This window comes from Thauera sp., from assembly GCF_035444905.1.
Classification (GTDB): domain Bacteria; phylum Pseudomonadota; class Gammaproteobacteria; order Burkholderiales; family Rhodocyclaceae; genus Thauera.
Genome location: NZ_DAOMPS010000087.1, coordinates 1 through 9,751, shown reverse-complemented (window position 1 = coordinate 9,751; position 9,751 = coordinate 1). Strand labels below are relative to the sequence as shown.

The 9,751-nt window shown below is 67.8% G+C and carries 12 protein-coding genes and 1 tRNA gene; 7 read left to right on the top strand and 6 right to left on the bottom strand.

The window, feature by feature from the left end:
* The 3 genes from PLC66_RS21280 to PLC66_RS21270 form a co-directional block, all read left to right on the top strand.
* The coding region (locus PLC66_RS21280; protein WP_324544196.1) for a phospholipase effector Tle1 domain-containing protein at positions 1–1,121 on the top strand (1,121 nt) is incomplete at its 5' end.
* 26 nt (positions 1,122–1,147) lie between these two features.
* The gene (locus tag PLC66_RS21275) at positions 1,148–1,801 is read left to right on the top strand and encodes a hypothetical protein (RefSeq protein WP_324544195.1); all 654 of its coding nucleotides are present in this window, start codon (positions 1,148–1,150) and stop codon (positions 1,799–1,801) included.
* A 31-nt stretch (positions 1,802–1,832) separates the two neighbouring features.
* Positions 1,833–2,189, top strand: coding sequence for a helix-turn-helix domain-containing protein (locus PLC66_RS21270; protein ID WP_324544194.1), 357 nt, complete (start codon positions 1,833–1,835; stop codon positions 2,187–2,189).
* A 5-nt stretch (positions 2,190–2,194) separates the two neighbouring features.
* Here the strand turns inward: PLC66_RS21270 and PLC66_RS21265 are convergent, their stop codons facing one another.
* From PLC66_RS21265 to PLC66_RS21240, 6 genes are read right to left on the bottom strand one after another with little or no spacing between them, the layout of a single operon-like run.
* The gene (locus PLC66_RS21265; RefSeq protein ID WP_324544193.1) at positions 2,195–2,515 is read right to left on the bottom strand and encodes a DnaJ family domain-containing protein; all 321 of its coding nucleotides are present in this window, start codon (positions 2,513–2,515) and stop codon (positions 2,195–2,197) included.
* 5 nt (positions 2,516–2,520) lie between these two features.
* The gene (locus tag PLC66_RS21260) at positions 2,521–3,447 is read right to left on the bottom strand and encodes a DMT family transporter (protein ID WP_324544192.1); all 927 of its coding nucleotides are present in this window, start codon (positions 3,445–3,447) and stop codon (positions 2,521–2,523) included.
* Between the two features lie 47 nt (positions 3,448–3,494).
* A complete protein-coding gene (locus tag PLC66_RS21255; RefSeq protein ID WP_324544191.1) occupies positions 3,495–4,358 on the bottom strand; it encodes a Rossmann-like domain-containing protein in 864 nt (287 codons plus the stop codon).
* A complete protein-coding gene (locus tag PLC66_RS21250; protein ID WP_503012254.1) occupies positions 4,355–6,025 on the bottom strand; it encodes a VWA domain-containing protein in 1,671 nt (556 codons plus the stop codon). The genes PLC66_RS21255 and PLC66_RS21250 overlap by 4 nt, the downstream gene beginning before the upstream one ends.
* A gap of 10 nt (positions 6,026–6,035) precedes the next feature.
* Positions 6,036–7,544, bottom strand: a complete 1,509-nt coding sequence (locus PLC66_RS21245) for an AAA family ATPase (protein ID WP_324544190.1) — start codon at positions 7,542–7,544, stop codon at positions 6,036–6,038.
* Positions 7,545–7,550: 6 nt separating this feature from the next.
* The gene (locus tag PLC66_RS21240) at positions 7,551–7,937 is read right to left on the bottom strand and encodes a DUF2237 family protein (protein WP_324544189.1); all 387 of its coding nucleotides are present in this window, start codon (positions 7,935–7,937) and stop codon (positions 7,551–7,553) included.
* Positions 7,938–8,168: 231 nt separating this feature from the next.
* Between PLC66_RS21240 and PLC66_RS21235 the strand changes: the two genes are divergently transcribed.
* From PLC66_RS21235 to PLC66_RS21220, 4 genes are all read left to right on the top strand, one after another.
* Positions 8,169–8,783, top strand: a complete 615-nt coding sequence (locus PLC66_RS21235; protein WP_324544188.1) for a response regulator — start codon at positions 8,169–8,171, stop codon at positions 8,781–8,783.
* Between the two features lie 29 nt (positions 8,784–8,812).
* On the top strand, positions 8,813–9,193 hold the full coding sequence (locus PLC66_RS21230; protein ID WP_324544187.1) for a response regulator: 381 nt from the start codon (positions 8,813–8,815) through the stop codon (positions 9,191–9,193).
* Positions 9,194–9,205: 12 nt separating this feature from the next.
* Positions 9,206–9,589: an Hpt domain-containing protein gene (locus tag PLC66_RS21225; RefSeq protein WP_324544186.1), complete on the top strand. Its 384-nt coding sequence runs from the start codon at positions 9,206–9,208 to the stop codon at positions 9,587–9,589.
* Positions 9,590–9,660: 71 nt separating this feature from the next.
* Positions 9,661–9,751: transfer RNA gene (locus PLC66_RS21220), tRNA-Ser, on the top strand.

Below are 9,751 nucleotides of genomic sequence, written 5' to 3'. Positions count from 1 at the left end.
TCGTGGATCCGGAGGGGCTCATCTTGTTTGCGTTTGATGGGACGGGGAATACGGAGGCGAGCCGGAGCAACGTCTATTGGCTGCGGGAGGCCTATGACGACAACGACCTGACTCGCGATGACGATGGCGAACCGCTTGCGCAAGCTAACCGACCGTTCTACATCGAGGGCCCCGGCACATCCGCCCTACTTGACAACGGACTTGCGTACACACTTCCGATCCGCGTCAATGAACAACACCATCGCTTGGATCGCTACATTAAGGCTAAGTGGGAGTATGAGACGGCGAAGCTTGGAAATCGATTCACTCCGAACACACCGCTCCGGATCACCCTCGACTTGATCGGCTTCAGTCGGGGGGCGGCTGCAGCCCGGAGTTTCGCCAACCAAGTCATTCAGCGAAACATTTCCGCCTACTACAGCAAGACCATGTGGGGATATGCGCCCGACTCCTCGCTCCAGCACTGCATCGCAGTCGACATCCGCTTCATGGGGCTGTTTGACACGGTGCTTAGTAAAGCACCAGATGGCTTTGACCTTAGCGTCTCCTCACACATCGGACATGTCGCCCACGCAGTTGCAGTTAACGAGCATCGTGCCCTATTTCCACTGGAGTCTGTCGAAACCACCTATGCCGATCGTGGCTTCGGTCCCAACACCATCGAGATTGGTTTCATAGGAGCGCACGCGGATATCGGTGGAGGCTACCTCGAGCAAGACGGCGGCGACCTTTCAGACGTTGCCCTCAATTGGATGTGGGACCGGATGGTGGCCGCAGGCGTGCCCATGAATCCGCTAGACGACGCGCAGAGGCGTATCAGTGCTCCAACCCTTCATGACGAAACTCTCACCGGCTTATGGTCCATTCCCGGCTTCGGTGGCCTCACGTCCGATCGAGAGGTACGTTATCCGGATCGTATGCTCGCGCAACGAGCGGCCGAGCCAGCCCATGGCATGACATGGTCACTGAGCCAATCTTTCATCACTTACCATCCACGAGATGAACCTCAAGACCCCTATGCCGCCATCGTCGATATCCCTTGCTGCGGTAACAACGCGGGCATCGTTAACATGCAAGCCTACGCGGAATGGCTGGCCACACTCGGAGTAACGATTCAGTGACCTTAGGCAAGTCGGAGAGCTTCAGTATGCCGCTCGTTCACTTACCCCTAACCGCGCTTGCGTTGACGCTTACCATCGAGTCAACGGCCGCCATGGGCGCTTGGCGGTCGGGCACCAACGCCTGTTACGGCATCCGCAACATCGGCACCGAAGACATACAGGTGGTGCGAATAAAGAGTGCCGAAAACCCTCAACTTTGGTACGAGGGCGCGCTCTGGATCCGTGCCGAATCAGACCTCCCGCATGCGGAGCGCCCAAAGCCGGGAAGCACGCTCAGCTTTGGTGGCAGCTGTTACAGGAGTGATACCGGTCACCAAGTACCCGAGGCCGTAACGGTAAGCTGGCAGACGCTTCCATCCCCCGGCGACAAAGCCTACTCAGGCGAGGCAGTCGGTCCATATCGTGCCAGCATCCGCAGCCGCGTACCTTCTAAGGTCCTCGACCTGGCCAGGCGAGACGGATACAACCTAGAGTTGTCGCTTACCGCTGGCGATGTGCCGATCTACTTCAACTGGCAACTTGTCTACCGAGGGCCGGGCCGCAATTCGCGCCAGACCGGAGTCGCTCAAGAAACGTACCTGTGCATCGGTGGTGACAGTTTCGAGAAATTGAATATCAGCAAGTGGACTACAAGCCAACGGGGCACGGTCCCAGTCTGGCCACACTGCATGTTGCCGTAAGGTATCCCTAGCTTTGCGAGGCCGAGCCACTATGAAAAGCGTGCGCATGACCATTGGCCCCTCCGTCCCGGGCTCTCTCGCCCGCGGGCGCATCGATCCTGCCCGCGTCGATGCAACGACCGAGCGCGACATCGCCCGCCATGCCGCCGAAGACGACGCGCTCGCGATGCAGGACGCGGGCCGCTTTGTGCGCGACGTGCGAAAGCGGCTCGGACTCACGCAGGCGGAATTCTCGCGGCGCATCGGCGTGCCGATTGACACGATCCGCAATTGGGAACAGGGCAAGCGCTCCCCGACCGGAGCGGCGCGCACCTTGCTGCGTCTGCTGGACAAGCTGCCCGAGGCGGCGATGGCCGTGCTGGAGCACGACACGGCCCCTGCGCAATAGCCCGTTCAGCCACGCTCCCGCCGCATTTCCTGCATCTGCACGATCAGCATCGCCAGCCGCCGGCGCAGCAACTGGCGGCGCTCGCTGCTGTCTTCCAGCCCCGCGATCTGCGCCCGCAGCGCGGCGATCTCCCTGCGCAAGGCGATCTCGGGCGGGGCGAAGCCGGCGTTGCGCAGGATCTTGTTGGCCATGCGCTGTTCGGGCGACACGAAGAGTTCGTCATCGAACACCAGCGGTTTGCCTGCGCCGGGCAGATTGTCCAGTTCCCCCCGGCGCAGCGCATCGGCGATGCGTTGCTCGGCGAGGATGTCGAACAGCGAGGCCATGCGTGTCAGCTGCGCGCCGCGCGGGTAGACACCAGCACGCCGCCCAGGATCAGCACGAAGGCCAGGCCGTGGTAGAGCTTGGGCCATTCGCCGATGACGGCGGCGGACAGGATGGCGGCGAAGAGCGGGGTGAAGTTGTAGAAGATCGCGGCGGTGGCGGGACCGGCCTCGGCCACGGCCGCGCCCCAGAAACGGTAGGCGAGGATGGACGGGCCGATGGCGACGTAGAGAATCGCCGCGACCAGGCCCCAGGACCACTCGGCAGGCGCTGCCGGCGCGACGAAATCGCCCGCTGCGGCGGCGGCGACCGCCCACAGCACACCGAACACGCACTGCGCGACGAGGAACTCGGCCCAGTTCCAGGCCGGCCGCTGCTCGCCACGCATGTGCGCGGGCGGACGGGCGAGCATCCAGCTGTAGGCGGTCCAGCCGATCATGGCGAGCAACATGAGCAGGTCGCCCTCGACGAACTCGATGCGCGCCAGCGCGCCGAGGTCGCCACGCGACAGCACGAAGGCGACGCCCAGCAGCGACATCAGCGCGCCCAGCACCTGCACCGGGCGCGGGATGACGCGGTAGAACAGGACGCCGATCAGCATCATCCACACCGGCGCACTGGAGGCGATGAGGGTCACGTTGATCGGCGTGCTGGTGCGCAGCGCCATGTACTGCAGCGCGTTGTAGGCGCCGACGCCGATCAGCCCGAGCACCGCGAGGTGAGCCCAGCGCGCGCGGATCTGCGCGCGCGCCTCGGGCGTGGCGACCGCGCGCCATCCGAGCGGCAGCAGGATCAGGAAGGCCACCATCCAGCGCAGGGCGTTGAGCCAGAGCGGTCCGATGCTGTCGATGGCGATGCGGCCGACGACGGCGTTGGTCGCCCACAGCATGGGTGGCAAGAGCAGGAATGAGACGAGTCGAGGGGTCAGTTGCATGGGGAGGACGTCCGATTATTATTATGTGCTGCGCGGGCGGACGATCGTCAGTGCCGTCCCGCCCGCCCGGTGCCAGGCCAGTCGGCCGGCGCGAGGGCGAACTTATACGCGAAGGCGCTCCAGGATTCACCCCTGCAAAGGGCATGGATAAAGCCCGCGCGATCGGTCACCCAGCTACCGCCGACCACGCTGACGCCCCGCGCGAAGAGCGGATCGGGCAGGCAACCGGCGCTCGGACCGATGAGCACGATACGGCTGGCCCTGCGGCAATGCGCGAGCATGGCGTCGACCGTGTGGTTGAGCAGGATGGTGCTGGTCGCCAGCACCTTGTTGCAGCTCTCGAGCGCGCCGGCATCGAGGGTGACGCGGTAGCCGTCGTAGTGGCCGGCGTAATCGGGGTTGAGCTCGATCACGGTCAGCTGCGCGCCGGCGGCGGTGACCTGCTTGAGCAGTGGCGAGAACAGCCCGACCATGCCGATATGGTCGCCCGCCTGCGGCGCAATGCCGCCGATGGAGTCGGTCGCGCGCGGCGGGGTGAAGCCCATGCGGTCCATCACCGTGCGCGACAGCGCATTCGCCGCGGCAAAGCCGAGCGTGCGGCGCAGATCACGGTACCCGGCTTCTGCCTCGCCGGTTGCAGGTACGGGCGCGGCGAACTCGCGTGCGAGTTGCAGCGCATTCACGCCGACGATGCCCCGCAGATCGTCCGCAGCGGCGAGCCGGGACAAGGTGTCGCTCAGCAGCACATAGGAGATGCCGAGTGCGCCGTCGTCAAGTTCGAGCGCACAGAACTCGCCGTTCTTCGATGCGGCGGCCTCGGCCGGCGGCAGATGCAGCGCACGCACGCTTGGGATGGGCTGGCCGGCGGTGGCGCGTTCGAGTTGGGCGACAAGGTCGGCGGCAAAGCTCATGAGCGGGTCTCGTCCGGGGGAGTCGAAGGCTGCGCCGCGACGTCCGGAGCGCAGTGGCGGCCGGCGCGCACGGCCGCCGCGGCGATCTCGGGACTGACGCTGCGAGCGCGGTTCTCGGGGTTGCGCAGCGCGCCGGGGAAGTAGCTGGCGGTCAGGCTGCGGGAATGCACCGGCGAGCCGCCCGCCTCGGCTCCCTCGCCACGCGCCGGCTGTCCGTCGCCGGGCCGACCATAGCGGCGCCAGTCGCGTACCCAGTGGATGTGGTCGGTAATCTCGAGCAGGCCGATGGTCTCGCGGTCGCCGATCAGGATGCCCTGCACGCGCAGGCCCTGCTCGCGACGCACCACGTGCAGGCGTTCGGCCAGGGCCGGCGTGGCGCCGAATTCGCCATCGGAGGCGATGAGCAGATCGGCGAGCTGCCATTCGGCCTCCTCGAGCCGGGCGATGGCACGCTCGAGCGGACCGCAGATGTCCGTTCCGCCACCGAAGCTCCTGCCGAGGAAGTGGGCGAGTTGTGCCACCCCGGGCGCATCGATGCCGAGCGCCATCTCCACCACCTCGTCCGGGCCGCCAAAGGCGAACACGAGGCAGGCGCGACGCTGCGCATGGGCGCAGCGTACCGCCTCCAGCACCACCGCCTTGGCCACCGCCTCGGCACCACCCTGCATCGAGCCGGAGGTGTCGACGCAAACCAGCATCGGCCCCATCTCGAGCCGCTTCGCCGGCGCCGGTCGCAGGCTGGGGCGCAGAACCGGCGCAGGGCGCAGGCATTCTTCCTGCAGATGGTCGTCGTCCTCGTAGGCGAGCAGCGTGCGTTCGGCATGGCGGGCGTGCCACACCAGGCGCAGTTGCGGGTGGCCGAGCAGCATGGCCTCGGCCGGCAGCATGCGCGCGACGCGGCCGGAACGATGCACGCCGCGCGTCTCGCCCGGCAGCTCGGGCACGCGCAGGCGGCGCGCCGCGCTGCGCAACACGCTGGCGGGCTCGGTTACCGGCTGCACGGCCTGGCTCGATGCCGCCTCGTCCTCGGCCTGGCGGGCGCGGCCCAGGCTGCGGATGATGCGTGCGAGCTCGGGCAGGCACTCGAAGAGCTTGCGGATGCGCACCACCTCGCGCCACTCGGTGCTGCGCAGCAAGCCGCGCAGGCTGTCCCAGCGCGTGTTCTTGAGCAGGTCGCCCAGGTCGCCGAAAGCTGCTATGAGCTCGTCCATCTCGCCACAGCGCTCGGCCCAGTCGGCGGCGAAGGCGTCCAGCGCCATGGCGTCCGCCTCGGCCGTGCTGGCGCCGCGGTCGCGGTAATCGACGATCAGGTCGAGGTGAAAGAGCAGACTCTGCAGCACCGTTTCGCTGAGCTCGGCGCGGTCGCGACAATAGCCCGCGAGCTCAAGCGCGGCCATGCGCGCGCGCAATCCCGCTTCCAGCCGCGGGGGTGGCCAGCTCGCGCCCTGGTCAGACTCTGTCGCCGTCACATCGGGAAGTCGACCGGCCAGCAGGGCCTGGCGCCAGGCGTCGAGCGCCTCGAGACGATCGACCAGCCGGCCATGCGCATGAGTCATCCCGCCCAGCCACAAGCCGCGCGGCAGGCGCTCGAGCACCCCAAGGGGGGCTTCGAGGGCCTCGAAGCGCTGAGCGACGACGGCTCGCGGGACGACCAGCGGGGGGAGCACGATGTCGCCCTCAGTCGAGCAAGGGCTCGTGCTCGACCGGCGCCGGTTCGGTGCCTTCGACGTCGAGTCGCGGCAGGGCCTCGAAGCCGGCCCGCGCCGCCCGCGCGCGATGCACGAGATCGACCAGGGCCTGCGTGGTGTGCGCCAGGCTCGCCTGCGCCGCCGCGATGAACGCGGGATCAGCCCAGATCGCCTGGGCGGCCCAGGCCTGCAAGGCGGCGCGCTCGGCGCAGAGCTCGGCCTGGTAGCCCGCGATGCGCTGCAGCAGGGCGTCGAGCTGGTGCGTGCGCGCGGCGACATGGCGCCGTCCGTAGCGACGCTTGCGCGTATAGGTCATGCGCAGCGCGCCGGCACCGCCCTTGGCATCACCAATTGCGCTGGCGAGTTCTCCGGCACGCTCATCGGCAAACGCGCCACCGCCCTGAAGCTCGCGATCCCCGCCGAATGCGTCCGCAAGGGCCTCGGCCTGACCAAGCGCGGAAAAGCGCAGCCGGCCCGATTCGTCGTAGTCGAGATCGTTGGCCTCGCGTTCAAGCTTCAACTGTGCCTCGAAGGCCTCCACCACCCGGCTCAGCCGCGGCGGCGCATGGGCCTCGCGCAGGCCCAGCCGGGCCGCCAGCCAGTCGGCGACGGCCTGCTGCGCCTCGGCCTCGGCCGCCACGCAGAAGGGCATCAGGCCCAGGTCCCAGGCCGCGACCGCCGCCCTGCCCTCGCTCGCCGCAGCCATCCGCAGCAGGCGGGCAATCTTCACCCAGCGCCGATCCGACACATAGCAGTGCTGCGCCGCCAGCCACGCCCGCAGTTCGGCAAGCAACGCGAACACCGGCGGCGGCAGGCCAACGCCCGCGGCCGCGCGGACCAGCGCGCCACGCGCCGCAGCCGAGAGCTGGTGCGCCTCGGCGATCACGGGTGGCGCGGCCTCGTCGGGCAGGGCCGCACCTGTCGCCGCATCCGCCTGCAGCAGGCTGCGAAAGCCATCCGCGCTGACCGGGCCAACGCTCAGCCGCAGCAGGAAGCGATCGAAGAAGGCCTCGGCGACCTCGTCCTCGGGCACCTGGTTGGTGGCACCGACCACGCTGATCAGCGGGCAGCGTTGCCGCCCGGCGCCGTTGTCGAATTCGCGCTCGTTGAGCAGGGTGAGCAGCGCGTTGAGGATGGCGCTGTTGGCCTTGAACACCTCGTCGATGAAGGCGACCGCCGCATCAGGCAGGAAGCCGGCGGTGTGCCGCTCATAGCGGTCTTCCTCGAGCGCGCGGATCGACAGCGGGCCGAACAGTTCTTCGGGCACGGTGAAGCGGGTCAGCAGGCGCTCGAAGTAGCGCGCCTCGCGAAACGCGAGATGGATGCGCCGCGCCAGCGCGCTCTTGGCGGTCCCGGGCGGCCCGATCAGCAGGGTGTGCTCGCCCGCCAGCGCCGCCAGCAGGCTCAGGCGCAGTGCCTGTCGCCGTTCGACGAGGCCTGACTCGAGCGCCACGAGCAGGCGCTCGAGCTGCTGGCGGTCGACGGCTGCGCCCTCCATGGCCACTCAGGCCTGCGGGCCGGTCGCCGCACCGTAGGCATGTGCCTTCAGCGTCTCGAGGTCGACGACGCGCAGCGCCGACTCGTGTGTCGCCTCCAGCACCACGGGCGGCGCCACCCCGGCCTCCCAGGCTTCTCGCCAGCGCAGTGCGCACAGGCACCAGCGGTCGCCGGGCTTGAGGCCGGCAAAGCGGTATTCCGGCCGCGGGGTCGACAGATCGTTGCCGACCTGCCGCGAAAACGCCAGAAACGCGTCGGTGACGCGGACACAGATGATGTGACGACCCAGATCGTCCGGCCCGGTTTCGCAGCAACCGGTGCGGTAGAAGCCCGTCAGCGGGGCATAGCTGCAGGCCAGGAGTGGCCCGCCAAGGACATTGCGTGAGGCATTCATGCGCGTTCGTTCCCGTAAAGATCTCGGCAAGCGCTGGCTCGACGGTTTCATTGTAGCCCGGCCTGGCGCGGCGGGCAGAATGTGCCTGCGAGCCACGGCCAGCTCAACGCCGTTGAGCGACACACGATGGGCCGGGGCAGCCACCAACCACGCCATGGGCATGCAGATCGTCGACCAGCCGCTTGCCATTTCTGCTATTTTCTTGCCTTTTGTACAAATATGCCGCCGGCCATGTCGAGCAAATCCGAGTCCCCCCGCGAGTTCATCAGCACCGCACAGGCGGCCCGGCAACTGGGACTGTCGCTCGGCGCCGTCCAGCAGATGGTCGAGAGCGGCACGCTGGCGGGCTGGAAAACGGCAGGCGGTCACCGCCGCATCCGGCAGGATTCGGTCGACGCGCTGCTCGCGCGGGCAAAGGCGCCGGCCGGCATGGCGCGCCCCTTCAGCAGCACCCTGCGGGTGATGGTGGTCGAGGACGACAAGCTGCTGCAGGGCATCTACAGCGAGACCTTCGCCGCCTGGGCATTGCCGATCGAGGTGTGCGTGATGGATCACGGCCTCGACGCTCTCGTCGAGGTCGGCCGCGAACCGCCCGACCTGCTGATCGCCGACCTTCGCATCCCGGGCATCGACGGCTTCGAAATGATCCGCCGCCTGCGCGAGAACCCCTTGTCGAGCCATGTCGCCATCGTCGTCGTGTCGGCGCTCAGCGCCAAGGAGATCGCCGCCGAGGGCGGTCTGCCCGACGATGTCACGGTCTATCGCAAGCCCATCCCCTTCCACGAGCTGCACGGCTACATGCAGGCGCTGATCACCCAGCGCCGACGCGCCTGTAACGGCGCCTAGGCCGGTCTCGAACAGGCGGTCGGCCAGCCATGAACACGCTCGCCTTCATCATCGACGACAGCCCGATCAACCTCGCCATCGGGCGGGTCTTCCTGCAGCGACTCGGGTGGACGGTGGAGGAGTTCAGCAGCGCCACAGCCATGTTGGCGCGCCTCGATGAAGCCAAGCCCGCATTCATGCTGCTCGACATCTCCATGCCCGACATGGGGGGCGAGGAACTCTGCCAGCAGATCCGCGCGCGGCCGGACTGGGCCGGCATCCGCATCATCGCCTACACCGCCCATGCACGGGACGACGACCACCAGCGCTACCTGCGCAGCGGCTTCGACGAGGTCATGATGAAGCCCATCACCCTGGGCGCCATCACCGCCGCCGTCGGCGCGGCCCCCTGCCCTCCCGCCCCGCTCTGAGCGCCCACCGCGATGACGAAGCCGCGTTGCCGCCACTTCGATCCCGACGCCCTGCTGCACGACATGTTCGAGCATCGCGAAGCCGTGCGCGGCGTGCTCCAGACCTACCTCGCCTGGCAACAGGACCTGCTCGCGCAACTCCATGCCGCCGCGCAGGTGAACGACCTGCCCCGCCTCGCCCACATCGCTCACACCGCACGCGGCTCGTTGTCCCAGTTCCGCGCCCACGCCAGCGTCGCGCGCGCGCGCGCGCTCGAGGCCGGCTGCCGCGCGCTGGATACGCCCGAGGCGACTGCCCCGACGCGATCGATCGCCGAACTGGTGGAGCGCCTGAGCACGGAACTCGAGGCCCTCGGCGCGGAGATCGCCGCCTATCTCGAGGCAGACGAAGGCTGACCCCGGCGACGCGCCGCACCATAAAAAGCGCTTTCACGCCACGGACCTTGCAGCTATAATGGCGGGCTTACGGACAGGTGGATGAGTGGTTTAAGTCGCACGCCTGGAAAGCGTGTTTGGGATAATATCCCAACGCGGGTTCGAATCCCGCCCTGTCCGCCA

Bases quoted from the DNA above. Each gene is read 5' to 3' on its own strand.
- PLC66_RS21275 (WP_324544195.1), top strand. From the start codon at position 1,148: ATGCCGCTCGTTCACTTACCCCTAACCGCGCTTGCGTTGACGCTTACC.
- PLC66_RS21270 (WP_324544194.1), top strand. From the start codon at position 1,833: ATGAAAAGCGTGCGCATGACCATTGGCCCCTCCGTCCCGGGCTCTCTC.
- PLC66_RS21265 (WP_324544193.1), bottom strand. From the start codon at position 2,515: ATGGCCTCGCTGTTCGACATCCTCGCCGAGCAACGCATCGCCGATGCG.
- PLC66_RS21260 (WP_324544192.1), bottom strand. From the start codon at position 3,447: ATGCAACTGACCCCTCGACTCGTCTCATTCCTGCTCTTGCCACCCATG.
- PLC66_RS21255 (WP_324544191.1), bottom strand. From the start codon at position 4,358: ATGAGCTTTGCCGCCGACCTTGTCGCCCAACTCGAACGCGCCACCGCC.
- PLC66_RS21245 (WP_324544190.1), bottom strand. From the start codon at position 7,544: ATGGAGGGCGCAGCCGTCGACCGCCAGCAGCTCGAGCGCCTGCTCGTG.
- PLC66_RS21240 (WP_324544189.1), bottom strand. From the start codon at position 7,937: ATGAATGCCTCACGCAATGTCCTTGGCGGGCCACTCCTGGCCTGCAGC.
- PLC66_RS21235 (WP_324544188.1), top strand. From the start codon at position 8,169: ATGTCGAGCAAATCCGAGTCCCCCCGCGAGTTCATCAGCACCGCACAG.
- PLC66_RS21230 (WP_324544187.1), top strand. From the start codon at position 8,813: ATGAACACGCTCGCCTTCATCATCGACGACAGCCCGATCAACCTCGCC.
- PLC66_RS21225 (WP_324544186.1), top strand. From the start codon at position 9,206: ATGACGAAGCCGCGTTGCCGCCACTTCGATCCCGACGCCCTGCTGCAC.